Annotated in this window: 23 protein-coding genes and 2 pseudogenes; 7 read left to right on the top strand and 18 right to left on the bottom strand. The window is 70.0% G+C overall.

The window, feature by feature from the left end; all coding sequences use genetic code 11:
- Positions 1 to 12: 12 nt before the first annotated feature.
- Entirely contained in the window at positions 13 to 903 is an 891-nt protein-coding gene (locus AB0M62_RS15785) for an oxygenase MpaB family protein (protein ID WP_366074748.1), read from the bottom strand.
- A 25-nt stretch (positions 904 to 928) separates the two neighbouring features.
- Entirely contained in the window at positions 929 to 1,381 is a 453-nt protein-coding gene (locus AB0M62_RS15780) for a hypothetical protein (protein ID WP_366074747.1), read from the bottom strand.
- A 276-nt stretch (positions 1,382 to 1,657) separates the two neighbouring features.
- Here AB0M62_RS15780 and AB0M62_RS15775 point away from each other — a divergent pair, with 276 nt between their 5' ends.
- Positions 1,658 to 2,557 (top strand): aminoglycoside phosphotransferase family protein, encoded by a 900-nt coding sequence (locus AB0M62_RS15775; protein ID WP_366074746.1) that lies wholly within the window; start codon positions 1,658 to 1,660, stop codon positions 2,555 to 2,557.
- Positions 2,558 to 3,189: 632 nt separating this feature from the next.
- Here AB0M62_RS15775 and AB0M62_RS15770 read toward each other — a convergent pair.
- The 5 genes and pseudogenes from AB0M62_RS15770 to AB0M62_RS15750 all read right to left on the bottom strand — a co-directional run.
- The gene (locus AB0M62_RS15770; protein WP_366074745.1) at positions 3,190 to 4,122 is read right to left on the bottom strand and encodes a hypothetical protein; all 933 of its coding nucleotides are present in this window, start codon (positions 4,120 to 4,122) and stop codon (positions 3,190 to 3,192) included.
- Complete coding sequence (locus AB0M62_RS15765; RefSeq protein WP_366074744.1) at positions 4,119 to 4,601, bottom strand: hypothetical protein; 483 nt, start codon at positions 4,599 to 4,601, stop codon at positions 4,119 to 4,121. The genes AB0M62_RS15770 and AB0M62_RS15765 overlap by 4 nt, the downstream gene beginning before the upstream one ends.
- A 3-nt stretch (positions 4,602 to 4,604) precedes the next feature.
- Positions 4,605 to 5,828: a macrolide family glycosyltransferase gene (locus AB0M62_RS15760; RefSeq protein ID WP_366074743.1), complete on the bottom strand. Its 1,224-nt coding sequence runs from the start codon at positions 5,826 to 5,828 to the stop codon at positions 4,605 to 4,607.
- The gene (locus AB0M62_RS15755) at positions 5,825 to 6,703 is read right to left on the bottom strand and encodes a patatin-like phospholipase family protein (protein ID WP_366074742.1); all 879 of its coding nucleotides are present in this window, start codon (positions 6,701 to 6,703) and stop codon (positions 5,825 to 5,827) included. The genes AB0M62_RS15760 and AB0M62_RS15755 overlap by 4 nt, the downstream gene beginning before the upstream one ends.
- Before the next feature lie 452 nt (positions 6,704 to 7,155).
- Positions 7,156 to 7,815: pseudogene (locus AB0M62_RS15750) on the bottom strand (nitroreductase); the annotation flags it as partial.
- Positions 7,816 to 7,957: 142 nt separating this feature from the next.
- Between AB0M62_RS15750 and AB0M62_RS15745 the strand changes: the two are divergent.
- The gene (locus tag AB0M62_RS15745) at positions 7,958 to 8,608 is read left to right on the top strand and encodes an NAD(P)H-dependent oxidoreductase (RefSeq protein ID WP_366074741.1); all 651 of its coding nucleotides are present in this window, start codon (positions 7,958 to 7,960) and stop codon (positions 8,606 to 8,608) included.
- Between the two features lie 384 nt (positions 8,609 to 8,992).
- Here the strand turns inward: AB0M62_RS15745 and AB0M62_RS15740 are convergent, their stop codons facing one another.
- The 3 genes and pseudogenes from AB0M62_RS15740 to AB0M62_RS15730 form a co-directional block, all read right to left on the bottom strand.
- Complete coding sequence (locus tag AB0M62_RS15740) at positions 8,993 to 9,478, bottom strand: MarR family transcriptional regulator (RefSeq protein WP_366074740.1); 486 nt, start codon at positions 9,476 to 9,478, stop codon at positions 8,993 to 8,995.
- Positions 9,479 to 10,048: 570 nt separating this feature from the next.
- Positions 10,049 to 12,625 carry a SpoIIE family protein phosphatase gene (locus tag AB0M62_RS15735; RefSeq protein ID WP_366074739.1) on the bottom strand — a complete coding sequence of 859 codons (2,577 nt, stop codon included), beginning with the start codon at positions 12,623 to 12,625 and terminating at the stop codon, positions 10,049 to 10,051.
- 262 nt (positions 12,626 to 12,887) lie between these two features.
- Positions 12,888 to 13,079 (bottom strand): annotated as a pseudogene (locus AB0M62_RS15730) (IS982 family transposase); the annotation flags it as partial.
- Between the two features lie 566 nt (positions 13,080 to 13,645).
- On the opposite strand from AB0M62_RS15730, the gene AB0M62_RS15725 reads away from it, so the two are divergent.
- Both AB0M62_RS15725 and AB0M62_RS15720 read left to right on the top strand, forming a co-directional pair.
- On the top strand, positions 13,646 to 14,119 hold the full coding sequence (locus AB0M62_RS15725) for a carboxymuconolactone decarboxylase family protein (protein ID WP_366074738.1): 474 nt from the start codon (positions 13,646 to 13,648) through the stop codon (positions 14,117 to 14,119).
- Between the two features lie 551 nt (positions 14,120 to 14,670).
- Positions 14,671 to 14,871, top strand: coding sequence for a PTS sugar transporter subunit IIA (locus AB0M62_RS15720; RefSeq protein ID WP_366074809.1), 201 nt, complete (start codon positions 14,671 to 14,673; stop codon positions 14,869 to 14,871).
- Here AB0M62_RS15720 and AB0M62_RS15715 read toward each other — a convergent pair whose 3' ends face one another.
- Positions 14,872 to 15,525, bottom strand: coding sequence for a zinc ribbon domain-containing protein (locus AB0M62_RS15715; protein ID WP_366074737.1), 654 nt, complete (start codon positions 15,523 to 15,525; stop codon positions 14,872 to 14,874). It abuts the gene before it with no gap.
- Between the two features lie 28 nt (positions 15,526 to 15,553).
- Positions 15,554 to 16,540, bottom strand: a complete 987-nt coding sequence (locus AB0M62_RS15710; RefSeq protein WP_366074736.1) for an aldo/keto reductase — start codon at positions 16,538 to 16,540, stop codon at positions 15,554 to 15,556.
- A 165-nt stretch (positions 16,541 to 16,705) separates the two neighbouring features.
- Between AB0M62_RS15710 and AB0M62_RS15705 the strand changes: the two genes are divergently transcribed.
- Positions 16,706 to 16,867 carry a hypothetical protein gene (locus AB0M62_RS15705; RefSeq protein WP_366074735.1) on the top strand — a complete coding sequence of 54 codons (162 nt, stop codon included), beginning with the start codon at positions 16,706 to 16,708 and terminating at the stop codon, positions 16,865 to 16,867.
- Positions 16,868 to 16,970: 103 nt separating this feature from the next.
- On the top strand, positions 16,971 to 17,123 hold the full coding sequence (locus AB0M62_RS15700) for a group II intron maturase-specific domain-containing protein (protein ID WP_366074734.1): 153 nt from the start codon (positions 16,971 to 16,973) through the stop codon (positions 17,121 to 17,123).
- Positions 17,124 to 17,241: 118 nt separating this feature from the next.
- On the opposite strand, the gene AB0M62_RS15695 is transcribed toward AB0M62_RS15700, so the two are convergent.
- From AB0M62_RS15695 to AB0M62_RS15685, 3 genes are all read right to left on the bottom strand, one after another.
- Complete coding sequence (locus tag AB0M62_RS15695) at positions 17,242 to 18,441, bottom strand: acyl-CoA dehydrogenase family protein (RefSeq protein ID WP_366074733.1); 1,200 nt, start codon at positions 18,439 to 18,441, stop codon at positions 17,242 to 17,244.
- Between the two features lie 76 nt (positions 18,442 to 18,517).
- Positions 18,518 to 19,381 (bottom strand): ketose-bisphosphate aldolase, encoded by an 864-nt coding sequence (locus AB0M62_RS15690; protein ID WP_366074732.1) that lies wholly within the window; start codon positions 19,379 to 19,381, stop codon positions 18,518 to 18,520.
- A 4-nt stretch (positions 19,382 to 19,385) separates the two neighbouring features.
- The gene (locus AB0M62_RS15685; protein ID WP_366074731.1) at positions 19,386 to 20,270 is read right to left on the bottom strand and encodes a sugar isomerase; all 885 of its coding nucleotides are present in this window, start codon (positions 20,268 to 20,270) and stop codon (positions 19,386 to 19,388) included.
- Positions 20,271 to 20,407: 137 nt separating this feature from the next.
- On the opposite strand from AB0M62_RS15685, the gene AB0M62_RS15680 reads away from it, so the two are divergent.
- On the top strand, positions 20,408 to 21,187 hold the full coding sequence (locus tag AB0M62_RS15680; protein WP_366074730.1) for a DeoR/GlpR family DNA-binding transcription regulator: 780 nt from the start codon (positions 20,408 to 20,410) through the stop codon (positions 21,185 to 21,187).
- A 66-nt stretch (positions 21,188 to 21,253) separates the two neighbouring features.
- On the opposite strand, the gene AB0M62_RS15675 is transcribed toward AB0M62_RS15680, so the two are convergent.
- The 3 genes from AB0M62_RS15675 to tdh form a co-directional block, all read right to left on the bottom strand.
- Positions 21,254 to 22,168 carry a LysR family transcriptional regulator gene (locus tag AB0M62_RS15675; RefSeq protein WP_366074729.1) on the bottom strand — a complete coding sequence of 305 codons (915 nt, stop codon included), beginning with the start codon at positions 22,166 to 22,168 and terminating at the stop codon, positions 21,254 to 21,256.
- Positions 22,169 to 22,252: 84 nt separating this feature from the next.
- Complete coding sequence (locus AB0M62_RS15670) at positions 22,253 to 23,464, bottom strand: glycine C-acetyltransferase (RefSeq protein WP_366074727.1); 1,212 nt, start codon at positions 23,462 to 23,464, stop codon at positions 22,253 to 22,255.
- Positions 23,465 to 23,615: 151 nt separating this feature from the next.
- A complete protein-coding gene (tdh, locus tag AB0M62_RS15665) occupies positions 23,616 to 24,644 on the bottom strand; it encodes an L-threonine 3-dehydrogenase (protein ID WP_366074726.1) in 1,029 nt (342 codons plus the stop codon).

The following is a 24,644-nucleotide window of genomic DNA, read 5'->3' as shown; positions in this document are numbered from 1 at the left end:
GCCCCCGTCGCGTTACTGCGCCCTCCCCGGCCCGTCCAGTATGGCCGCCTCCTTCCGGAGTGTGTACGGGGCGGGGCGGCTTCCGGGGCCCAGACGGGCCATTGCTTTCAAGATGTGACCCGGAGGCAGTTGCCAGCGCAGCCGGGCGGGGACGCAGCGCAGCGCGGTGCCCATGAGGGTCAGGCGACGGGTGACGGTTCGTGGGGCGGGCGCGGCCCTGCCGTACAGCTCGTGGGCGTACGGAGGCAGAGCGGCGTACGCGAGCGCCGCCACGCGCCTCCACAGCAGTGCGCGCGCCGGGACGAGCAGCGGATGCACCGGCGGGCTGCGCAGGAAGTCGTCGACTTCGTGCGCCTCGGGGCCGGCCGCGAGCTCGGGCCTGACGTCCTGGAAGTACGCGGCCAGCTGTGCGGTGTCCGCGGGTACGCCGGCCGGGTCGAGGCCGACCAGCCGGGCGCTCTCGCGGTGTTCGTCGATGTACCGGTCGGCCTGGGCGTCGGTTAGCCGGAAGCCGGAGCGGCGCAGGACGTGCAGATAGGAGTCGACCTCGGCGCAGTGCACCCACAGCAGCAGGGCGGGCTCACCTACGCCGTACCGTTCCCGGGTGTCCGGATCGGTGGCGCCGAGCCGGCTGTGGATCCCGCGGACCCGGGCGCCGGCCCGCTCGGCGGCCTCGGTGGTGCCGTAGGTGACCGTGCCGACGAAATCGGCGGTGCGCAGCAGCCGGCCCCACGCGTCCTGCCTGAAGTCCGAGTTCTGGATGACTCCGCGGACGGCACGGGGATGCAGGGCCTGGAGGTAGAGGGCGCGCACACCGGCCACCCACATCATCGGGTCGCCGTGCATCTGCCAGGTCACCGAGGTGGGCCCGAAGAGTCCCGGGTCGGTGTCGGTGTCGTTCATCGCCGTGCACCTCCTGCTCCGAACGCTACTTGCAGGGCGTGGTCGGTTCCGCCCCCGGGGCGAACATCAGGGGAGGGTGACCGGCTGCCTCGAACACCGCGACCTTCGCCGACTCCAGCTGGATGTAGCCGGGTGTGTAGTTCTCTCCCCAGTCCACCGGGTCCCCGGCCACCTGCGAGTCCAGGTCGGTGCGCAGGGTGGTGAGCCGCCACCACTGCCCGGAGAACTTCATGGTGCTGATGCCGCAGTGGCTGAACAGGTCGTAGGGGTACCAGGTGCCGATCCTGGCCTTCGCGGGCCCCGTGCGCGGTGCGCTGTCGTCGGCCTGCGCCAGGGCGGGCCGCGGCCGCGCCTCGGAACCGTCACGCTCGCCGGGGGCGTCTTCGCCCGGGCCGCCGCCGTTCGGGCCGGAGCAGCCTGCCAGCAGGAGGGCGGCGCCGAGGGCGAGCGCGGCGAGGCGTCCGGTGGTGTACGTCATGGGGTGCCTTCCGTCGGGAGCGCCGGTGGGACGAGGGAGGGATCCCGCCGGTTCCTCACGGGATTGTGACCACGATTGCCACGCTGCACCAGGTGGTGTCTCCGACCTGAAGTGATGCCAACCGTCTCTCACCACCTGCGACCCGAGGCGGCCGGGGCCGCTGGGCGATGGAGCGGTGCTTGCGGGCCGTGGTCACCGACCCCCGTGACCGCGGCTGCAGTACCGGCCGGAAAAGCGTTTGACGTCCGTCGGTGTCCGGCGGTCGGATGGCGGCCCATGAGTACAGGGCAGATGCATCCCGACGTGCACCCCATCGACGACGACCTCGTACGCCGTCTGATCGCCGGGCAGTTCCCGCAGTGGGCGGGGCTGGCGGTGGAGCGTTTTCCGTCCGGCGGCACGGTCAACGCCATGTACCGGCTGGGCGACGGCATGGTCGTACGGCTACCGCTGGTGCAGGGCGGAGCCAAGGACGTACCGATGGAGCAGGAGTGGCTGCCGCGCCTAGCGCCCCGGCTGCCCACGGTTCTCCCCGAGGTGCTCGGGGCCGGGGAGCCCGCCGAGGGCTATCCGTGGCCGTGGTCGGTGTACCGCTGGCTGGCGGGGGAGAACCCTGACACGGGGGCGCTGAACGATCCCGTGACGCTGGCCGAGGATCTGGCCGAGTTCGTGGCGGCGATGCGGAACATCACCCTCCCGGGGGCGCCGGAGGCCCACCGCGGCGGGCCGCTCGCCTCGCTCGACGCGTCGACCCGTGCGGCGATCGAGGAACTGCGCGGGATCCCGCAGGAGCGCGTCGACTGCGACGCCGTGACCGCCGTATGGGAGGACGCGCTGCGGGCCCCGGGCTGGGACGGGCCGCCGGTGTGGCTGCATGCCGACCTGATGCCGGGCAATCTGCTGGTGGACGGTGGCAGGCTGACCTCGGTGATCGACTTCGGGTGCATGGGGGTCGGCGATCCGGCCTGCGACCTGTTCCCGGCGTGGAATCTGCTGCCGGCCGATGCAAGGGAGGTCTTCCGTGAGGCGCTCGGCGTGGACGACGCGACCTGGAACCGCGGCCGGGGGCGGACGCTCTCACAGGCGCTGATCGCTCTGCCGTACTACCGGAGGACGAACCCGGCGATGGCTCACAACGCCCGGCACGTGATCCGGGCGGTGCTGGGAGGGGGCTGAGGCCCACGCTGCCGGACGAGACGATCCGCACAGTGCGGCTCGGCGCCACCCACGGCTGCTTCGACCCCGCAGAGCACGGTGTGGACGCCCGTACCTGCTGCGGAGAATCGAGGACGTCCGGCTGGCGGCGGTCTGCCGCATCCACCCTGCGTTCGCGCCGCCGCCCCGGCCCGTGGCGGACGAGGGCCTGCGACAGGCTGTCCTCGAGGTGATCCGCCCGGTCGTGAACGACCCTGGCACGCGCGTTTGCCACGCCCGGCCACGGATCTGTGCTTCCGGGTCTGCTTCCTTCGCTGGAGCAGGTCGTCACCGGGCCTGCGCAGACCTCGGTTGCCGGCTGGTCCTGCGCGCCATGAGGCGTACTTCGTGGAGATCGACCGGAACAGTCGCGACGCGTTCACGACACTCGGGGAACGGTTCGGCCATCCCGAGTGCCTGGTAGACAGCAACCAGGCATGATCAAAGCCTCTGCCGCCTGGCCGGCCGTTATGCCCCGAGGGCCCGCGCCTACTCCTGGGGCCGGTCGAAGAGGACCTCGATGGCGAGGACGAGCAACTCGTTCAGCGACGTCGCGGTGGAGGTTCCCGGCAAGGTCTACCCTGCACTACGCACTCTGGCCGAGGCACTCATGGCTACGGGTGATCCGTCGCCACGGTCGCGCTGTGGTGGGCGCGGATGAGCGCGATCACGGTGTCGGCAGTGCGGTCAAGGTGGCTGCGGCCATCGGGCAACTGAGCCGTCGTGCTCATGTAGCTGCGCGGCCCGACGTGCGTGGCAGGGTCGAGCCGATGCACGGTGATCTTCCCGGCGCGGCCGGCCCGGTTCCATGCGCTACCCCTGAACAGCCGCCAGCGCTGAGGGAAGATCCAGGTACCGACCCGCTCAATCCGGTCGCTCGCACTGGTCAGCCGATGCAGGTGCTCGGCACGGGTGAGGTCGTTGGCGCCGTTGTGGAACCCACCGAGCGTGATCAGCAGGAGCGGGGAGCGCAGTTGGGTGTGCAGTTCGTCAACCGCGCCGCTGGCGACCTGGGCACCGCCGCTGTAGCTGAGCAGCACCACGGGGATACCGGTATCGGGCTGGTAGCCGGCGAGCCGGAGCTGCGTGGAGATTTGGGAGCCGACGGCCCGGTTGTACAAGGGGCGGTACCGCTGGTCGGCGGCGACGAAGATCTGCATGACATTGTGCAGGAACAGCAGTAGCCCGATGCGGCGGCGCAGCCACGCCCACACCGGCCGCTCAGCAAGCGGGTCGGCCAGTGGCGAGTAGGGCTGTACCTGACCCAGCACCCGCAGCTCCGGCGCTCCGGCGATCAAGGCCTTGACCAGCTGGCCGCCGTCCCGGCTGTCGCGAACGCGGCGTTTGCCGATGCCGTCCAGGTAGACCAGGTAGGCATCCGGGGGACTATCAGGGGCCGCGCCCCGGGCGTAGGGCACACCCTCCGGGAGCTCGGTGAGGGGGGCCCGCCAGCCGGCGCCGTAGGCCAGCACCTCGTAGCGGGCCAGTAGAGCTTCGGCGAGGAGAGCCGGCCCAATCGCGAAGACCCAGAGCAGGAAACCGTTCATGCGATCGACTCCCGTGCCTCGGCCGCGCTGATCCTCACGACCAGACGCCGCACGGCCTCTACGGCGACACCAAGCCCGGCCCCAGCGACGGCCACGCAACCAGCGGCGCCCCACCAGCCCAGCTCGGTCGCCGCGGCGAGCGGGCTGACCAGACCAGCTCCGACCCCTATAAAGAGCAACAGGTGGAGAAGGGGCCCGAGCAAAGGGAACGCAAGGACGGCAGCGAGCACCAGCGGGGCGACCAGCTCCGGTGTCCAAACCAACCCGGCGCCTGCCGGTGGAGAGGACAGCACCAGCTCGGCCAGGGTCCACGCGGTCAGCGGCCACAACGCGAACACAGCACCCTCGACGAGGCCACCGGCACAGAGCAACCCGGCCACCAGAGTCCGCGACATGCCAGGTCGGCGCACTACCAGAGGCAGGATCCGCCCGGCGGCCTCCGACACTCCGGCGAACAGCAACAGGACGACGAGTGGCATTGCTCAGCCTCGCTGTGACGGATCGACGGGAGCCGACCGGCCGGCCGGGCCGGCCGCATGCAGGTACCGTTCGAATTCGTCGGCGGCGCGCCGATATCCACCCGCCTCGTGCTGGGCAACCTGCAGGGTGGCCGCGGCTGCCCGGAACCGGGGGTCGTGGAGCAGGCGCCCGGCGAGGGCACGTACGCAGTCCTTGGTGACTTCCTGGGTACGGATCGACAGGCCGGCGCCGAGCTCTACGACGCGACGGGCCACCATCGGCTGGTCAGCGCCCTGTGGGACCACCAGCATCGGAACCCCGGCGTACATGGCCTCATTGACGCTGTTCATCCCGCCGTGGGTGACGAACAGCGCCGCGCGGGCCAGCACCTCCGGTTGCGGGACGAAGCGGCGGGCGAGCACATTGGCCGGCAGCGGACCCAGTGCGGCGGGATCGGTCTGCCCGGTGGAGACGATGACAGTGCCGCCCAGTGAGGCGAGCGCAGTGGCGAAACTGCGCAGCAGCTGCGGGTTGGCGTTGAACACCGTGCCCAGCGACGCGTAGAGCACCGGGTCCCGCAGCCGATCGGCCGGGAACGACGGGTCGACCGGACGGGCGCCAATGCTTGGGCCTACGAACTGGTAGGACTGGTCGAAATCCTCGGCGGCAGGCTGGAACGCCCGCGAGGTGTAGACCAGATTGAGCGGCTGGCGGATGTTCCCCAAGTCGAGCCGGGGCAGCCCACTCGTGTCGAAGCGGCGGCGCAACCCCCAGCGCGACCGCAGGTAGCCCTGGAGGCTGCCTGGTCGAGTCGTCGCCGCGGCCAGCAGGTCCCACGAGCCGCGGGTAGGGCTGGGCACGTGTCGGTTGAAAGCAAACGTGGTGAACGACGACGCCGCCGGCACCTTGAGTTCGCGGGCGGCGACTGCGCCCCACGGACAGGCGTTGTCGTGAACGATCAGGTGGGGCCGAATGCGGCGCAGGTCGGTGAGCACCGCAGGCAGCAAGCGGACGGCTGTGCTTGCAAGCCCCTCCATCAACGTGACCGGCGTCGGCGGATCGGGGAGCGGCTGGTCGCCCCCGGGGTAAAGGAACACCGTCGCGCCGGCAGCCTCGATCTCCTCACGGAAGGCAGGCGAGGTGTGGTACGTGACGGAGTGGCCGCGCCGAACAAGCTCGGCCACTACCGGCAGCGTCGGGTTGACGCGCCCGTGCATGGCGATGTTGAGGAACGCGATGGTACTCACAGGGCGACCGCCGATACTGAGGAAGTCGATGCCTCGCCCAGGCCGACCGACGCCGCCGGAGGGCCGTCGACCCGGTACAGGCCTGGCCCGCTGACGCGCAGCCCGTCGAGAAAGCGTCCCGCCGTACGGGAAGCGGTGCTGATCAGCCGCTGGGAATGGCCGAAGTCCCACGGGGCGGGCCAGGCCTCGATGCCGGTCGGCAGCACGACGGTCGGGATGTGCCGGGCCACCTCGTGCAAATCACGCTCGATCTGATGGTGCATCAACAGCAGCCCGGCCCTGGCGGCGATCGCGCCGGCCCGCCGGCGCGGGACAGTCGGGCTCAACGGCGAGCACTCCGGTCCGGTCGACAGCACCACCACGCTGGCCGCCCCGGCCTGCAGGGCCGCCAATACCGGGACATAGGCGATCACCCCGCCGTCGACGAGCGTTCTGCCCTCTCGGTCCACCGGGGGCAGGATCCCGGGAACGGCCGCGCTGGCCAGCAGCGCGGACTCGAGGTCTCCGTGGTCGAGCAACGCCGGAGCGCCGGTGACCAGGTCCATGGCCACCGCGGTGAACGGGACCGCCAGCTGCTCGATCCGAGACGGCAGCCCGGACTGGGCAATCAGTCGACGCAGGCCGCGATCGGTGAAGATACTGGCTCGTGAGGACAGGTAGCCGAGCGGATACACCTCACGGCGCCGCAACCGGGTCCACATGTCGTCCAGCCACGGCGCGGCCCTGTCGGGATGGGCGGCCGCGATGGCCCCGTTGAGGGCGCCCACCGAGGTGCCGATGATCATGTCCGGGACGAATCCGCGCTGCTCCAACGCGCGCCCGATACCAACATGCGCCGCTCCGAGCACGCCACCGGCGCCCACCACTCCGGCCACGGGACGAGGAAGGGCGCGCAAGCCCGCCGACGTGGGCTCCTCGGGCGGGAGGCTCGATGACAGGGGACACGCCCCCTCGTCGCCCGTCATGGTTCGACGCCTCTCATGGCCACGACCACTCGTCGAGTCACCCCCACGGAAGCCCGAGCGAGCCCATGAGACCGGACTCCGGCCACAAGCAATCTTCATGATCAACTTTCTCACCACACCGCGGAATCGAAATTGGTTTCTCAGCCATGTCAGGGCGGCAGCCCGATCTGTGACACCAACCGATCGATGCGTCTGGTGAAGGCGTCACCGAGACTTGCGGCAACGCGCCGCATCCGTCGGCCGTCAGGTGCATGGCGCCTCGCGAGATCCGTGGTTCTGGTCCCTGGACCGCGAAGCTTCGAGGTCGAGTAGGTCGCCGCTGTCCCCGCCGCGGAGCGAACTCGGGATGCGGTGTCGACCGTGTCGACGAACGTGACCGTCTTGTCGAGCGGCGCCCGGCCCGTACGGGTCTCACCCACCGTCACGTCTTCGAACCCGATCGACATGCCACAGAAGAGCATGAGCTCGTCCGGGGGTGACAGGACCTCCGCGACGGTCGCGTGATATTTCGCCCACGCCATCTGCGCACAACTGTGCAGCCCTTCGGCGCGGAGCAGCAGCATGACCGTCTGCAGATACATGCCGACATCGGCCCATTGGGGCCGGCCCAGGTCGCGGTCGATGTAGCAGAACAGGGCGGCGGGCGCGCCGAAACATTCCCAGTTGGCGGCTGCGGCCCTCTGGCGCGCCTCCAGGTCGTCGCGCGGAACACCGAGTGCGCCGTAGCGCTGCTCGCCGAAGGCGGCTCGGCGTTCGCGGTATGGAGACTTCAGCCCGGGCGGGTACTGCTCGTACTCCGGTTCGTCCCAGGGGTCACCCGCGGACACGCGCTCGCCGACGAGCTTCTTGAGCTCGGCCAGCGGCCCGCCGGTCAGCACGTAAGCGCGCCACGGCTGGAGGTTCGATGCAGACGGCGCCCAAGCCGCGGCGGACAGCACGCGCTCCAGCACCTCCCTCGGGACGTGCCGGTCGGTGAATCCGCGCACCGCCCGTCGGCTCGTGACCGCTTCATAGACGTCCAACATCGCTATCCCGTCCGCTCCACGTCCCTGCCTTGGTTACACTCGTGATGGTATCATTCAAGACAATCTCGTATGCAACTATCTCCGACGCGAAGCCAGCCCTTGATGCCCCGCTTCGGGGACCGCACTTTGGAGGAAGCCCATGGCCACACTGCTGCACATCGACTCGTCTGCGTTCCCCGGCAAAGCGTCCTCGTCTCGTTCGGTCACGGACGCCTTCCGCAACGCATGGGAGGAGCAGCACCCGGAGGGCACCGTGATCTACCGCGATGTCGCCGCCAACCCTGTCCCGCACATCACCGCCGACGCCTTCACCGCCGGATTCACCACCCCGTCCGCGCACACCCCGGAGCAGTCCGCCGCATTCGCAGCGCGCGTGAAGCTCATCGAGGAGCTGGAGCAGGCGGACGCCGTCCTGATCGGCGCCCCGATGTACAACTATTCGATCCCGTCGACCCTCAAGGCCTGGCTGGACAACGTGATCCTGCTCGGCCGTACCGCGGGCGAGAACCCCTCCGCCCAGGGCACCCCGGTCACCGTCGTCGCCAGCCGAGGCGGCTCCTACGCGCCGGGCACCCCGAAGGAGAGCTTCGAGTACGTACAGAACTATCTGGAGGCCGTCCTGGGGGGCATCCTCGGTCTGGACACCGATTTCATCGTCCCGGAACTCACCATGGCCCCCCGGAACCCGGCCATGTCTGAACTGATCCCTCTCTATCGGGCCTCTCGCGAGCGCGCCTTCGAGGACGCGACCACCAAGGCCAAGGAGCTCGCGAAGCGCCTCGCCGCGTAGCCCAAGGCCATGGACGCCGTGTGACGCCTCGCCCCAGGACGTCACGCGGCGTCTTCGTCGACTGCGCCCTCTCGGACGGTGACGGTGGCGCCCCGCCCCTGGGGACGGTGGCCCGGCGCTGGGGCGGCCGGGCGTTCGGCCTGCCGGCCCGGGCCGCGCATCGAGACGAAAGCGATGCGCGCGAGGCGAAAAGCACACCGCCGCCCAAATATGCCGCGCGGTGTGCGGACAGCTCGGCACCCCGTTGGCTACGAGCCATGACCGCCGCGGCAGCCAGGTCCGGCGTGTGGTTGCGAGGCCGCAGCCCTCAAGGCCGGGTTTGCGGTGAAAGCCGCATCAGTCGAAGCGACGCCCACGCGGCAGGCAACCGGTGCACGGGCGCGCTTACGCCTCACCGTCAGCGGGGTAGGCAAAACGGGTCAGCAGATCCGTCAGCTTCTCGGGCTCGCCGGGCCCCAGTTCGGTAATCAGACGCTCGGCCAACGGCGCCGCCGCCACATGAGCTGCATCGAAAAGCTCGGCGCCCTGAGGCGTGATCTCCACTGCCCGCGCCCGCCGGTCCCCCGGAACAGCCTTGCGTGCGGCCAGCCCCCTGCGCTCCAGGTCGTCCACCACTCGCATGATGCCCGCCTTGTCCGTCCCCGTCGCCACCGCCAAGTCCCGCTGCACCGTGGCGCCACGGTCGACCAGCACCATCAACACGGCAAAATGCCGCAGCTCGATGCCGAGCGGCCGAAGCGCCTCCGCCATTACCGCGGCCGCGCGCCAGTGCGCCCGGCGCAGCAGCAAGCCGAGAGCGAATGGCGAGGCATCCCCGGGGCGGTCGGTCGCACGCGAGGCGGTGGTTTCGTGAGAAACGTCGGCGGCCATGACGGCACATTACCAGTTACCTTTTCATTCGATACGGTATCGCTTGAAACAAATGCGGCTGCGTCTACGGCCCTGCTACCCCACACCTGAAGGACCTTGGTCAAGACCGCGAAGCGCGACGCGGCCCCAGCAACGAGCACCGCCTGCACTGGTGACGCTACCGACGCGCCAGCCAGGCCCCGAGCTGGTCGCGCAGGAACTCGGCGAGCGCCATGCCCTTCTCCCCCGGCCGCGGCGTACTTCCCCCACAGCCGACCCGGCCGACACACACGTCCCCGCACTTCGGGCTCGCGGGGCTTCACCGCTCAGTCAGGGCAGGATTCTGGGTCTCTGGGTCTCTGGGTCGCTCCAGCACCCTGAGCACCGTGCCGGCAGGTGACGTCCGCGGTGACCACATCGCTCGACCCACGGCGCATTGCACAACATTGCATAGGCTCACACATGTTGTGATCGTTTCACGCCACGCGAGCCCTGGCCCCGCTCCTGGAGCGGAGAGACCTGAAGGCCGGTTCCGTGCAGGAAATGGTCGGCCCGGCTGAGCCGTCCGTCTCGCGAAGCCGGCGTACTCGTTCAGAGGAGGTGCCGGGGCGGCACACGCCCTGCCACTCTTTGTTGGTTGACATGCGTGCCGGCGCGATGGGGACGCGGGATCCGGTGCCCCTCGGTCAGGGGCGGCGGCCGAAACCCGCGCGTGTGAGGGTGTGCGGAAACCAAGTCTTCTTCAGCCCAGACGACCTTGCCGTCCGGTATCGAGCGGGAGCCCCACCTGCGGGACAGCTGGGCGACCAGGCCGAGGCCGCGGCCGTTCTCGTCGAAGGTGCGTGCGCGACGCAGACGTGGCGAGCAGAGATCGGTATCGGACACTTCGCAAGTCAGGACTTGGTGCTGGATCAGGCGCAGTTGGATCGGGCCGGTGCTGTGGCGGACGGCGTTGGTGACCAGTTCACTGACGATGAGCTTCGTGGCGTCCTCGAGACCTTCCAGGCCCCATTCGGTCAGTTGACGGGCCGCCATGTGCCGGGCGATGCGGGCAGCGGTCTGGTCGTTCGGCAGCGTCCAGGAGGCGACGTGGGTTGGGCTGAGTGAACGGGTCCGGACGACGAGCAGGGTGACGTCGTCGGACGGTCCCTGACTCGGGACGGTGTCCATCGCGCGGGTGCAGAGGTCTTCCAGGGATCGACCCGGTTGCGCCAAGGCGGCGCCCAGACGGCGCATCCCCACGTCGATGTCGTCGTCACGGGTCTCGATCAGGCCGTCGGTGTACAGGGCGAGGAGACTTCCCTCGGGCAGTTCGAGCTCCACGGCTTCGAAAGGGACCCCCAGCCCGATGCCGAGTGGGGTTCCGGTGGGAAGGTCGGCGAAGGTGACCCGGCCCTGCGGGTCGACGATCGCGGGCGGAGGGTGCCCGGCCCCTGCCATGGTGCACTTCCGGGTGACCGGGTCGTAGACGGCATAGACGCACGTGGCGCCCACTACCGCGGGGGTCTGGTCCGGGTCGGCGTCCCCCTCCGCCAGTCGCTGGACCGTGTCATCGAGGCGGGCCAGCAGCTCGTCGGGGGGCAGTTCCATGTCGGCAAGCGTGTGGACGGCGGTGCGGAGCCTGCCCATGGTCGCGGCAGCGTTGATGCCGTGCCCCACCACATCGCCGACGACGAGGGCCACCCTGGCGCCGGACAGCGGGATCACGTCGAACCAGTCGCCGCCGACGCCGTGGTCCACGTCGGCGGGCAGGTAGCGCGAGGCCGCCTCGACCGCCACACCGCCCATCAGGCGGTGCGGGAGCAGCTGGCGTTGGAGCGCGAGGGCCACGGAGTGCTCGCGCGCGTACTGGCGTGCGTTGTCCAGTGACGTCGCGGCGCGGCTGACGAGTTCTTCGGCGAGGAGCAGGTCGACCTCCTGGAACGGCGCCGGGTTTCCGGTGCGGATGAACACCGCCACGCCCAGCAGGGCGCACCGCGCGCGGATGGGTACGACCATCAGGGAGTGCATGCCGGTCTCATGGATCTTCTGCGCCCGTACCGGGTCCTGGTCGGTCCATGTACCTGGGGCGGTGTCCACGATCGGCTCCAGGTGGGAGCTGCCGGTGCGCAGGACGTCGGCAATGGGCGAAGCGGGCGGCACGGGGACCGGCTCACCGCGCATCCACGGGGATTCCGGGGCCCCTTGGTGGATCGAGGCCACGCCGGCACGTCGGAATGCGGGGAGGCGCTCACCCGTCGGGGCGATGCGGGCCGGGGGCCCCTCGCCGAACGGGACCGATTGCTCCAGGTCGACGGCGGCGTAGTCGGCGAACAGCGTCACGGCAATGTCGGCCAGTTCCTGACTGGTCTGCATGACGTCCAGGGTTCTGCCAAGGCGCGTACTGGCCTGACTGAGGACGGCGAGGCGCTCGCGCACGCGCCGGCTCTCCGTGACATCAATGCTGATGGTGCACACCCCCAGCGCTTGGCCGTCGGCGTCCCGGAGGCAGAAGAACGAAGCGGCGAAGGTGTGCTCCCGAAGAGGACCCGTCGCCACCCACGTCCGGTACTCGTGGACCCTGGTGGTGCCGCCCTCCAGTACCTGCCGCATCACCGCCTCGAGCGCTTCGGGCTTGGCACCGGGCAGTGCGTCGGTGAAACGACGGCCGAGCCGTCGGTCACGGGAAATGCCGTCGTGGCTTTCCATCGTGTCGTTCACCCAGGTGCAGCGCAGCTGCAGGTCACGAACGGAGATGCCGATCGGAGCGCGGATGAGAAGCGACTCCCGCACAGATCCGTTCTCCGCTTGGCCGGCGAGCGTGCCGACGTCGCTCACGGACAGGAGCCACCGGACGGATCCGTCCTGCCCCCGCAACATCGAGATCCGCAGGTTGATGTTGAGCATGTGGCCGTTTCGGTGGCGCACCGCCGTCGCGCCCGGCCAGCCGTTCTGGGCACGGCACTGGTCGACGAACGCCGATGTCGTCGGCGCTTCACCGAAGGATGGCAATGCGAGTGCGGTGGACCGGCCTACCACGTCCCCGGCGGAATATCCGACAAGCTGCTCGGCGGCCTGCGTCCACGCGACCACCGTCCCCCGCTCGTCGACCATCGCGATCGCCGACTCGGATGTCTCGCGCGTATTCGGCTTCTTGCGACGGAGTGTCACCTCGTCAGTACTGGTCATCGAGCTGTTGTCCTCAGGTAGGTGGGGAGGGGCCGAATGGGTGCCGAAAGCCGATGCGTAGGACGGCTGGTGACCCGGAACCACGGCAGGGTGGGCATCTGGAGCAACCCTCATCACCGTTCTCGATTCCGGCCGCAGCCGCAGCCATTAGGCTGACGCGATGTGCACCTTTTCGGCAATTGACCGGATGGCGCTCTGATCTGTGACAGCGCCGGAGCCGTGGCTGAGCTAGGTCACCTAGAGACGATCAAGCCCTATGTGATCAGTGGTCGTAGGCGGTGAGTGATCGGGTGACGGTTGCGCCGGTCTTGTCTTTGTGCCAGTTGGCGGTGGCCATGGCGAGGATGCGCTGGGCGACGCGGACGGCGACGCCTTCGAAGGTGCGGCCGCCGTGTTGTTCCAGGTCAAGCTGGCCTTTGAGGGTGTCGTTGACTGATTCGATCAGTTGGCGCACCGCCTTCAGCGGGCCCTTGCCCTTGCGTTTCTTCTCCCAGCGCATGGCTACGTGGCGTCGGTGGCCGGTGTCTCCGCGGGGCGGGCGCTCGCGTACGACCTGGAGGGTGAGGCCCACCCGGCTCTGGTGCTCGGGGCGCATGCGACGGTGCGGGACAGCGGACGGTGGGGCTGTGGGGCAAGGGGCAGCAGTGCCGTCAAACGGTGTGCGCCATGGGGTGGGCGAAGGGGGTGTCGGTGCTCACCGTGTCATGGGGGCGAGGGCCGAGGACGGTGGCCGCGCGGACGCTCCGGGGCGGCCGGCCGGACCCGTGTGCCGCGGTCGGTGGAAGCCCGCACGTCCCAGCCTTGTCGTCACCGACCGTGAGAGGCTCCGGGCCTTCCGCGCGGGGCGGCCAAGGCATGCCGTGCGCGCCGCACATGATGGGGCCGGGGCGCGCGGAGCGGCCCGCGCGCAGTGGTGCGAGGACACCGAAGGAGACGCACGTCACGGTCCCTTGCTGTCACAGTTTGCCGGTGATCCCGGTCAGTACGGTGTAACTGCCTTCACACCGAGGAGATCCCACCATGGATTCGCGTGTCAATTACTTCGGTAATCCCCTTGCGGGCAAGGTCATGAAGCACCTCTACTCGGCCAACAAGGTGGTGGCCGACTCGGCCCTGCCGGTCGCTACCCAGGAACTTGTGAAGGTCCGCGCCAGTCAGATCAACGGCTGCGGTTTCTGCACCGACATGCATACCAAGGACGCCATCGCCGCGGGTGAGACCCAGCAGCGTCTGAACCTGGTGGCGGCCTGGCGCGAGGCCAACGTCTTTACCGACGCCGAGCGCGCGGCCCTGGAGATAGCCGAGCAGGGCACCCGCATCGCGGACGCCGCGGGCGGTGTCTCGGACGAGGCCTGGGCGAACGCCACCAAACACTTCGACGAGAACCAGCTCGCCGCGCTGATCTCGCTGCTCGCGATCATCAACGCCTACAACCGCATCAACGTCATCAACCAGCAGCCTGCCGGGGACTACAAGCCCGGCATGTTCGGCTGAGACGGTCCGGCCCTCGCCGGACACCTAACGTCCGTCTCCTCGTCGCTTAGGCACACGACGGGGAGACGGGCCCCCGGTCGCCGCGCCGAAGCGGGCCGTTCCCCCACTTCTCGCGGTGTCACCGAACGCCGCTTCGTTCCGCGGGAATCTGCCCAACGGACCGGGAGTCTCGGGGAGCGGCCACGATTTCGGGACCGTCGTTCAACCATGAAACGACGTGAGGGAAGACGCGGGCACACCGTAGGTGCGCATCCGTCACCGGGAACGTCCGGGCGGAACTCTGTCCGCCTTCGGATCAGTTCGAGCACGACCGGCAGTCACGCGCGAGCGGACCGCCCTACAGGAGTCCATACCGCCATGAGCGCCTTCACCGACCTGTTGTCGGCCGATGCCGTCCGACTCAATGCCGACGCCGAGGACTGGGGTGCCGCGATACGCGTGGCCGGCCAGGTCCTGGTCGACGACACCATCAGCACTCCCGAATACACCGAAGCGATGGTGCAGAACGTCGAGGACAACGGTCCTTACATCGTCACGACCCGGTCCAGTTGGTGGTCGCGCTGGCCGCCTCCGACGCCGAGGCCCACACGACGGCCCTGTCCGCGCTGGCCCGCGTGCTCGCCGATCCGGACAGGGCCCGTGCGCTGCAGCAGGCCGCATCACCCGACGACGTTCTCGCCGTACTCGACGGCAGCCGCCCCGCCGACGCGGGAAGCTCGGGTGCCGCCGACGGCGAAGCGCAGCGTCTCTGATCAGCTAAGCGATTCCATGTCAGACGTTGTGTCTGGCAAGGGGGTTTCCCACCGTGGGGCGGTAGCGTGAGCGTGCGGGTGGAAGCCCACGCCCAGTGCTGCCCCTCGCGGCCTGTGTCGGCTGGTGGTGGGCGTGCTGATCGTCGTCATGCCCTGGTGCCGGTGGGATGCGCGGGGCAGCCGGGTCCGGTCCGTGTGAGCGTGTCCCTCCGGACGCTTGCCCGCCGGACCGCATGGCCTGGTGGGGGAGGGTGTCCGGCGTCGCCTGGGCGTCGGACGTGTGGTTCGGTGCCGGGTGGGGCCGGTCTTGGACCGGTCGTTCCGGCTGGTCTTGTCGACAGCGGGTGTGACGACTGCTTTGGCTTCGAGTGTGTCCACCACCGAGCGGATCGTCATGGCACCGCCTGCGCGGTCGGTGACGGTCTTTGCCTGGTGGGTCAGTCCGCGTGCAGCGATACGCTTCCACGCGCCCTGGTCGCGGTCTCCCTGGTATCCGCACGAGCGGCAGATGGCCCATTTCCAGCCGGGGGTGGTGGGCCGGTCGGGGGATCTGCGGTGCCGCAGCGGAACGAGGCACTGCGGGCAGAGCTTCGAGGTGTTACGTGCGGGCACGGTCACGACGGCGATGCCGGTCTCGGCGGCGAGGTGACGCATACGGTCCACGATCGTCCCGTCCGGGCGGTCAGCGGTTGGTGGAGGCGAGCTGCTGCGGGGTGTACCGGGCGCCGCCGACGGTGTCCGGCCGGACGGCTTCGTCCAAGAAGGACACTTCCTCCGCGGTCAGTTCGATGTCGCCGGCAGCGGCGTTCTCCGCGAGGAAGCCGCGCCGTTTGGTTCCGGGGATCGGCACCGCTCCCTGTGCGCTCACCCAGGCCAGCGCCACCTGGGCTGGGGTCGCGCCGCGCTGCTCGGCAATGCCGCGCACGTGGTCGACCAGCGCAAGGTTGGCCGCGATGTTCTCCGGGGAGAAGCGGGGAAGTCCACGGCGCGAGTCGTCGGGGGCCAGGTCGTCCACACTGCGGATGGAGCCGGACAGGAATCCGCGGCCGATGGGCGAGTAGGCGACCATCCCGATGCCCAGTTCGTCCAGGACGGCCTTGGTCCCGTTGTCCAGCAGGTCGCGGCTGAAGAGCGACATCTCCGACTGCACGGCGGTCAGCGGGTGCACCGCGTGGGCGCGCCGGATCGTCGCCGCAGACACTTCCGACAGGCCGATGTAGCGCACCTTGCCCGCCGCGACGAGTTCCGCCATGCCCCCCACGGTCTCCTCGACGGGGGTGTCGGGGTCCAGCCGGTGCATGTAGTAGAGGTCGATAACGTCGGTGCCCAGGTGGCGCAGCGACCGTTCGACGGCTCGGCGGATGTGTTCGGGCCGGCCGTCCAGCGGCCCGGGCCCGCCGTCGTCGGTGAAGTCAAGGCCGAACTTCGTCGCCAGGACGATCTCGTCGCGGCGATGGCCGAGCGCGCGGCCCAGGAGCCGTTCGTTCTCGAAGGGGCCGTAGGACTCCGCCGTGTCGAAGAGGGTGATCCCGAGGTCCACGGCGTGGTTGAGCGTGGCGATGGATTCCGTCTCGTCATGACTGGCGCCGTACACCCCGCTCATGCTCATGGCACCGAATCCCTGAGCGGACACGGTCAGTCCCTGACTGCCCAGTTCAATTGTCTTCATCGCTTGTCTCCCGCTGCCCTGGTGTCGCACAGTGCTGCTTGCCGCTCGGTCCCGGTTGCCTGTCGCCGCCGGAGCGACGTGCCGAGGGTGGGGGCTCGTGAAGACCCCACCAGCCCGGCACACGCACTGTACACAGCATGACCGAAACGCACATGGTGCAATTGTTTGCACACGGTATGGGCGGCGACGTGGATGGTCATCGCCGAGGCACCCTCGGGGACGGTGATCGGCGACGCGTCCTGCACCGTCTTCGCTGCTCGCGTCCAGCTCAGCCCGTCGCACGCCGGTCCCGTGTCCGTGCCCGCCGTCTCCGTTGCCGTGCACTGAGTCCTTGTCCGACACTGTGTCACACCTTCCGTAGACCACCACGTCATGGGCGGCACACTCGCCGAACAGGTGGTCGCGCGGACGGTTCCCATGAGCGTGTGACATGAGTGACATGCACGGGTCCAATGCCGAGGCCGTGTTGCGCAGGCTGATCCCGATCGTTCGCGGTTGGACTGCCTACTACCGGGCGGTGGCCTCCACGACGACGTTCTCGTCGCTGGATCACCATGCTGGCGACGGCGAACGGGCCACATAACCCTGCTGACCTGCGAAGCCCTCAGGGCTTGCTTGAGCCGGATGCGCTGAAAGGTGCACGTCCGGTTCTGAGGAGGCCGGCTCACGGCAACGTGATCCGGCTACCCGACCGCAAGGATTCAACGTCGTACGCGGGGCATGCCGAGGCCGATCCAGGAGATGATCTCCCGCTGGATCTCGTTGTTGCCGCCACCGAAGGTGAAGATGACGGCGCTGCGGTAGCCACGCTCCAGTTCTCCGTGGAGCACGGCGCCGGCCGAGCCCTCCTTGAGCGGCCCCGCCGCCGCGACGACCTCCATCAGCCATGCGTAGGCGTCGCGGCGCGCCTCCGATCCGTACACCTTGACGGCAGAGGCGTCCTGCGGGGCGAGGGTGCCGTCCTGGACCGCGTTCACCATCTGCCAGTTGAGGAGCTTCATCGCGTCGAGTCTGCTGTGCGTACGGGCCAGACGGCCGCGCACCCAGCCGAGGTCGATGACCCGGCGGCCGTCGGCCAGTTTGGTGTCAGCGGCCCAGCGCTGGACGTTGTGCAGAGCGCGGATGGCCATGGTGCCGTGGGCGGCGAGGGTGACGCGCTCGTGGTTGAGCTGGTTGGTGATCAGCCGCCAGCCCTTGTTCTCCGCCCCCACCCGGCGGGAGGCAGGGACCACGACGTTCTCGTAGTAGCTGACGGTGGTGTCGTGCGAGGCAAGGGTGTTGATGAGGGTGCAGGAGTAGCCGGGGTCGGAGGTCGGCACGAGCAGCATCGTGATGCCCTTGTGGGGCGGGGCGTCTGCTTCCACGGGGGCAGTGCGCACCGCGAGCCACACCCAGTCGGCCGTGTCGCCGTTGGTGGTCCAGATCTTCTGGCCGTTCACGGTGTAGTGGCCGGTGGCCTCGTCGCCCTCCCTGACGGCGCGCGTCTTCAGGGCGGCGAGGTCGGTGCCGGCGTCGGGCTCGCTGTATCCGATCGCGAAGTCGATCTCCCCGGAGAGGATCTTCGGCAGGAAGAAGGCCTTCTGCTCCTCGGTACCGAACTGCATGATCGTCGGTCCGACGGTGTTGAGGGCCATGAGCGGCAGCGGGACCCCCGCCTGCGCAGCCTCGTCGAAGAAGATGAACTGCTCCATGGGCGAGAGTCCACGGCCGCCGTACTCCTCGGGCCAGCCCACGCCGAGCCGGCCGTCCGTTCCGAGGCGGCGGATCGTCTCCCGGTAGAAGCGCTTCTGGGCGGCCGGGTCGGCGTACCGTGCGTAGACGTTCTCCGGCACCAGTTCGGCGAAGTACGCACGCAGCTCGGCGCGCAACTGCTGCTGCTCGGGCGTGTATTCGAGGTGCACGGCCCCTCCTTGATGCGGGATCGGTCGAGGGGCACAGTAGAACGTGTTTCATTCTTTGTGAATGGCGATGTCACCCTCAGCCGGTTTCCGCCGTCCCCAGGACGCCGATGAGTGCGGTGACGGTGCGGGACATCGCCCTTCGGCCGACCGAGAGATAGGTACGGGAGTCGACCGCCTCCGGGTTCGAGGCCAGGTAGTCGCGGATCGCCGCGGTCATCGCGACGTTCAGGGCCGTGCCGATGTTGACCTTCGCCATGCCGCCGGAGACCGCAGCGGCCAGCTCGCCGTCCGGCACGCCGGAGGAACCGTGCAGGACGAGCGGCACGTGCAGCGCTTTGGCCAGCCGGCCCAGCAGCCCGTGGTCGAGCGTGGCGGTGCGAGACGTCATCGCGTGCACACTGCCGATCGCGACGGCCAGGGCGTCCACTCCCGACGCGGCGACGAAGGCCCGTGCCTCGACCGGATCGGTGCGCGCACCCGGTGCGTGCGCGTCCAGCGGCGCGGCGCCTCCCTTGCCGCCGACCTCGCCCAGCTCGGCCTCGATCCAGAGGCCGTGCCTGTGCGCCCAGTCGGCCGCGGCGCGGGTGGCGGCGAGGTTCTCCTCGTACGGCAGGTGCGCGGCGTCGTACATCACGGAGCTGAACCCGGCGTCCGCGGCCTGCCGCAGCAGTTCGTCGCTCTTGACGTGGTCGAGATGCAACGCGACGGGCACGGCCGCCGCATGGGCCGCCGCGGCGGCTGCCCGGGCGAGGGGCAGCACCCGCCCGTACCGGAACTTCACCGCGTTCTCGCTGATCTGCAGGACGACCGGCGACCCGACGGCCTCCGCTCCGGCGATCACGGCTTCGGCGTGCTCGAGGGTCACGATGTTGAACGCGGCTACGGCCCGGCCGCGCGCGGCGGCTTCGGTGACGAGGGTGCCTGTCTCTGCGAGGGGCACGGCTTCAGCCTCCGGCGAGTACGACGGAGCGGGTGAGGTGGCGCGGGCGGTCGGGGTCCAGACCGCGGGCCGCCGCGACAGCCACCGCGAGGCGCTGCGCCCTGACGAGCTCGGCCAGCGGGTCGAGCCCGCCGGCCACCCACATGCCTCCGGTGGCGTGCACCTCGTCGGCGAGGCCCGAAGGAGCGTCCCCGATCATCCAGGTGGCCGTGCCGCGGGTCGAGATGCTGATCGGACCGTGCCGGTACTCCATCGCCGGGTAGGCCTCGGTCCAGGACAGCGCCGCCTCGCGCATCTTGAGCGCGGCCTCGTTGGCGAGGCCGACCGTCCAGCCGCGGCCGAGGAAGGTGAACTGCGAACACCGCACGAGCCGGTCGGGCAACGGCTCGGCCAGCGCGTCCCGGGCGTCGTCCACGACGGCCTCGGTGTGCAGGCCGAAGTGGGCGCGCAGCAGCGTGAGGGCGGTGGTGGCGAAGCGCGTCTGGACGACGGACCTCTCGTCCGCGAAGTCGAGTACGACCACGTCGTCGGCGGCCGACATCACCGGGGTCTCCGGATCCGCCGTCACAGCGGTCGTACGGGTCCGGCCGCGCAGCCCGGCGAGGAGCTCCAGCACTTCGGTGGTGGTGCCGGAGCGGGTCAGGGCGACCACGCGGTCGTACGAGCGCCCGGCGGGGAACTCGGAGGCCGCGAAGGCGTGCGTCTCGCCCTGGCCCGCGCCCTCCCGCAGGGCCGCCGCGGCCTGCGCCATGAACAGCGAGGTCCCGCAGCCGACCATTGCCACCCGCTCGCCCGGCGCGGGGAGCGCCCCGGACCGCTCCACGGCCACTTCGGCGGCACGCTGCCAGCACTGCGGCTGACCGGCCAGCTCCTTCTCGACATGACTCACGCCGGACTCCCGCCCTCGACTGATGGTCTGCTGCTCGTTCCTGCAAGATATTGCCACTTTTCAAGCAACTTCAAGCATCGATTCCGGAACGTGGGGTGCGTTAAGGTCATTTCGACGATCGAGGAAGGGAGCCGCGCATGTCCCGCGACGCCCGCTGGAAGGTACTGCTGGATCTGCTCGTCGAGCAGGGCCGGCTGGATGTCGAGGAGGCGGCGACGGCGCTCGACGTGTCGGCCGCGACCATCCGGCGCGACTTCGACCAGCTCGCGGAACAGCAGATGCTGGTCCGGACCCGGGGCGGCGCGGTCGTCCACGGGGTCTCCTACGAACTGCCCCTGCGCTACCGGACGTCGCGCAGGGCCGCCGAGAAGCAGCGCATCAGTACGGCCGTCGCGGCACTGATCGCCCCTGGCGAGGCCGTCGGTCTCACCGGCGGCACCACGACGACCGAGATCGCCCGCCGGCTCGCCGCGCGCCCCGACCTGGCCTCCGGATCACCGGCGCTCACCGTGGTGACCAATGCGCTGAACATCGCCAACGAACTGGCCATCCGGCCCCAGTTCAAGATCGTCGTGACCGGCGGGGTGGCCCGTCCGCAGTCGTACGAGCTCATCGGACCGCTGGCGGACGGGGTGCTGAGCCAGATCACCATCGACACCGCCGTCCTGGGGGTAGACGCGTTCGACGTGGTTCACGGCGCGGCTGCCCACGACGAGGACGAGGCCGCCATCAACCGGCTGCTCTGCGAGCGGGCGCAGCGAGTCGTCATCGCCGCCGACTCCACCAAGCTGGGCAAGCGCGCCTTCGCCCGGATCTGCGCGACGGCCGAGGTGGACACGCTGGTCACCGACGGTGCCGTGACGCGGGAGACCGCCGAGAGTTTCACGGAGGCGGGCGTGGAACTGATCCGCGCCTGACCGCCCGGCCACAAACCCGCCCTCCCGCTCGGCCGCGGATCCGGCCGGTTTCGGCGATGCGGGACATCAGTCCGGCGGGAGTCCGCCCGCCACTTCGGTCAGGGCGTCGAGCACCGGCCGGATCAGCGGATGGTCTTGCGCGCCCCGCCGTACGGCGGCGAACACCCGGCGGGTCGCGGCCGGCCCCTCCACCGGGCGTACCACGGTGTCCTTCAGCTCCATGCCGCGCAGCGCGGACCGCGGCACCAGCGCGACGCCGGCGCCCGCTCCGGCAAGGGCCACGACGGCGCGGAAGTCGTCGGAGAGGTGTACCAGGCGCGGCTCGAAGCCGGCGAGCTGGCAGGCGAGCACCATCACGTCGTGGCAGGGGTTGCCCGGGTACGGTCCGGCCCAGTCGCTGTCGGCCAGCTCGGCGAGGGATACGTGGGCGCCCTGCGCCAGCGGGTGGGCGGCGTGCAGCACGGCGTCGAAGGGCTCCGCGTACAGCGGGACGCGGACCAGCCGGAGGTCGTCCTCGCGGGGCGCGCCCCGGTACTCGACCGCCAGGGCGAGATCCGCCTCTCCGGCGAGCACCAGTGGCAGGCTCTCGTCGCCCTCGGCATCCCGAACCCGCAGGCGGATGCCCGGGTTGCGGTCGGCGAGCAGGCCGATGACGGGCGCCAGAACCTCGGCGATGCCGGTCGCGAAGGCGGCCACCGTCACATCGCCGGCCGCGCCGCCCGCGTAGGCGGCGAGCTCGGCCTCGGCCCGCTCCAGCTGCGCCACGACCTCATGGGCGTGGGTCAGCAGGATTTCGCCGGCCGCGGTCAGCCGTACCCCGCGGCCGCTGCGGGTCAGCAGCACGTGGCCGGTCTCCTGCTCCAGCGCGGCAAGCTGCTGGGAGACGGCCGAGGGGGTCAGGTACAGTGCCGCGGCCGCGGCGGTCACCGTACGGTGGTCCGCCACGGCCCGCAGGATGCGCAGCCGCCGAGGGTCGATCACCCGGCCATTTTGCCAGCTTCGACCGGACCGGAAGCCCGGGCCGACGGCGGCTCCGTCCGGCCGCGGTCACCCCCGGCCGGTACGTCAGACGTCGGCCCAGCCGCTCAGGGCCTGACGCGCGTCGATGAACGCGGCTACCGCCTGCTCGACGTCGGCGGTGGAGTGCGCGGCGGAGAGCTGGACCCGGATGCGTGCCTGGCCCATCGGGACGACGGGGTAGGAGAAGCCGATCACGTACACGCCGCGCTCCAGCAGCAGTTCGGCCATCAGGGCGGCCTCGGCGGCGTCGCCGATCATCACGGGCGCGATGGCGTGGTCGCCGGGCAGGATCTCGAAGCCCGCCTCGCTCATCATCGTCCGGAAGAGCGCGGTGTTGGCGTTCAGCCGCTCGCGCAGGTCGCCGGCGGACTCCAGCAGGTCGAGGACCTTCAGGGAGGCGGCGGCGATGACCGGGGCGAGGGAGTTGGAGAAGAGGTACGGGCGCGAGCGCTGGCGCAGCAGGGCGACGATCTCGGCGCGAGCGGCGACATAGCCGCCGGACGCGCCGCCGAGCGCCTTCCCCAGGGTGCCCGTGATGATGTCCACGCGGTCCATCACGCCGTGCAGCTCGGGGGTACCGCGGCCGCCGGGACCGACGAAGCCGACGGCGTGCGAGTCGTCGACCATGACCATCGCGTCGTAGCGGTCGGCCAGGTCGCAGATCTCCGCGAGCGGCGCGACGTAGCCGTCCATGGAGAAGACGCCGTCGGTGACGATGAGACGGCGGCGGGCGCCGCCCGCGACGGCCTCCTTGAGCTGCTGCTCGAGGTCGGCGAGGTCGCGGTTGGCGTAGCGGAAACGGCGGGCCTTGGAGAGGCGGATGCCGTCGATGATGCTGGCGTGGTTGAGTGCGTCGGAGATGACGGCGTCCTCGGCGCCGAGCAGCGTCTCGAAGACTCCGCCGTTCGCGTCGAAGCAGGAGGAGTACAGGATCGTGTCCTCCTGGCCCAGGAAGGCGGACAGCCGCCGCTCGAGCTCCTTGTGGACGTCCTGCGTGCCGCAGATGAAGCGTACGGACGCCATGCCGTAGCCCCAGCGGTCCAGAGCCTCCTTGGCGGCGGAGACCACCTCGGGGTGATCGGCGAGGCCGAGGTAGTTGTTGGCGCAGAAGTTGAGAACCTCGCCGGGGCGCCCACCTGCGGTGACGGAGACGGCGGCGCTCTGAGGGGTGCCGATGACGCGCTCGGGCTTGAAGAGACCGGCGGCGCGGATCTCGTCGAGGGTGGCGCTGAGGTCGTCGCGGACGGACGCGTACATGAGAGAGGCTCCTTGTGGGAGGGGTGGTCGGTGCCCGGCTGGGGCGGATCGGTCCCGCACGTTGCGGAGAGTCCTGGAAGTCCTGGGCGGTCCGGGACGCTCAGGTGGTCCGAACGGTCTCGGATGCCCGGGTGGCCCGGCCCGGACGGACTCAGACGGTCCAGTCGAGGATGATCTTTCCGCTGCGCGCGGTGGCGGCCTCGTCGAAGGCGGCGTCGAAGTCCTGGTACGAGTAGCTGCCGGTGATCACGGGGGTCAGGTCGAGACCACCCTCCAACAGCACGGTCATGGCGTACCACGTCTCGTACATCTCACGGCCGTAGATCCCCTTGACGGTGATCATCGAGGTGACGATCTTGGACCAGTCGACGGCGAAGTCCTCGGCCGGCAGGCCCAGCATGGCGATCCGGCCGCCGTGCGTCATGTTGTCGATCATGTCGCGCATGGCCTCCGGCCTGCCGGACATCTCCAGGCCGATGTCGAAGCCCTCCTTCAGCCCCAGCTGCCGCTGGGCATCCGCGATGCGCGCCTCGGCGACGTTGAGCGCGAGGGTCGCCCCGGCCTTGCGGGCCAGCGCCAGCCGGGACTCGCTCACATCGGTGATCACCACGTTGCGGGCGCCGGCGTGCCGGGCGACGGCCGCCGCCATGATGCCGATCGGACCCGCCCCTGTGATCAGCACATCCTCGCCCACCAGCGGGAAGGAGAGCGCGGTGTGAACGGCGTTCCCGAACGGGTCGAAGATCGCGGCGACGTCCAGGTCCACCTTGGTCCGGTGCACCCAGACGTTCGAGGCGGGCAGGGCCACGTACTCGGCGAAGGCGCCGTCGCGGCCGACTCCCAGGCCGATCGTGCTGCGGCAAAGGTGCCTGCGGCCGGCCAGACAGTTGCGGCACTTGCCGCACACGAGGTGACCCTCGCCGCTGACCAGGTCGCCGACCGCGATGTCCTGTACGTCCGCGCCCACGCCCGCGACCTCGCCGACGAACTCGTGGCCGAGGACGAGCGGCGTCCGGACCGCCTGCTGGGCCCAGCCGTCCCAGGACCGGATGTGCAGATCGGTACCGCAGATCCCGGTGCGCAGCACCTTGATCAGGACGTCGCCCGGGCCGGTCTCCGGCTCCGGCACGTCCATGAGCCACAGCCCGGGCTCGGCCTTGTGCTTGACGAGTGCCTTCAT

Origin of the sequence: Streptomyces sp. NPDC051219 (assembly GCF_040682335.1) — a bacterium.
GTDB lineage: Bacteria > Actinomycetota > Actinomycetes > Streptomycetales > Streptomycetaceae > Streptomyces.
The sequence above is the reverse complement of the archived record's forward strand: the minus strand, read 5'-3'. Positions and strand labels throughout refer to the sequence as shown.

What these genes read in the sequence shown, in the direction of transcription:
- AB0M62_RS15725 (WP_366074738.1), top strand. Translation starts at nt 13,646, where the DNA reads ATGGATTCGCGTGTCAATTACTTCGGTAATCCCCTTGCGGGCAAGGTC.
- AB0M62_RS15700 (WP_366074734.1), top strand. Translation starts at nt 16,971, where the DNA reads ATGAGTGACATGCACGGGTCCAATGCCGAGGCCGTGTTGCGCAGGCTG.
- AB0M62_RS15735 (WP_366074739.1), bottom strand. Translation starts at nt 12,625, where the DNA reads ATGACCAGTACTGACGAGGTGACACTCCGTCGCAAGAAGCCGAATACG.
- AB0M62_RS15770 (WP_366074745.1), bottom strand. Translation starts at nt 4,122, where the DNA reads ATGAACGGTTTCCTGCTCTGGGTCTTCGCGATTGGGCCGGCTCTCCTC.
- AB0M62_RS15775 (WP_366074746.1), top strand. Translation starts at nt 1,658, where the DNA reads ATGAGTACAGGGCAGATGCATCCCGACGTGCACCCCATCGACGACGAC.
- AB0M62_RS15710 (WP_366074736.1), bottom strand. Translation starts at nt 16,540, where the DNA reads ATGAAGACAATTGAACTGGGCAGTCAGGGACTGACCGTGTCCGCTCAG.
- AB0M62_RS15670 (WP_366074727.1), bottom strand. Translation starts at nt 23,464, where the DNA reads ATGTACGCGTCCGTCCGCGACGACCTCAGCGCCACCCTCGACGAGATC.
- tdh (WP_366074726.1), bottom strand. Translation starts at nt 24,644, where the DNA reads ATGAAGGCACTCGTCAAGCACAAGGCCGAGCCCGGGCTGTGGCTCATG.
- AB0M62_RS15765 (WP_366074744.1), bottom strand. Translation starts at nt 4,601, where the DNA reads ATGCCACTCGTCGTCCTGTTGCTGTTCGCCGGAGTGTCGGAGGCCGCC.
- AB0M62_RS15740 (WP_366074740.1), bottom strand. Translation starts at nt 9,478, where the DNA reads ATGGCCGCCGACGTTTCTCACGAAACCACCGCCTCGCGTGCGACCGAC.
- AB0M62_RS15745 (WP_366074741.1), top strand. Translation starts at nt 7,958, where the DNA reads ATGGCCACACTGCTGCACATCGACTCGTCTGCGTTCCCCGGCAAAGCG.
- AB0M62_RS15680 (WP_366074730.1), top strand. Translation starts at nt 20,408, where the DNA reads ATGTCCCGCGACGCCCGCTGGAAGGTACTGCTGGATCTGCTCGTCGAG.
- AB0M62_RS15715 (WP_366074737.1), bottom strand. Translation starts at nt 15,525, where the DNA reads ATGCGTCACCTCGCCGCCGAGACCGGCATCGCCGTCGTGACCGTGCCC.
- AB0M62_RS15785 (WP_366074748.1), bottom strand. Translation starts at nt 903, where the DNA reads ATGAACGACACCGACACCGACCCGGGACTCTTCGGGCCCACCTCGGTG.
- AB0M62_RS15780 (WP_366074747.1), bottom strand. Translation starts at nt 1,381, where the DNA reads ATGACGTACACCACCGGACGCCTCGCCGCGCTCGCCCTCGGCGCCGCC.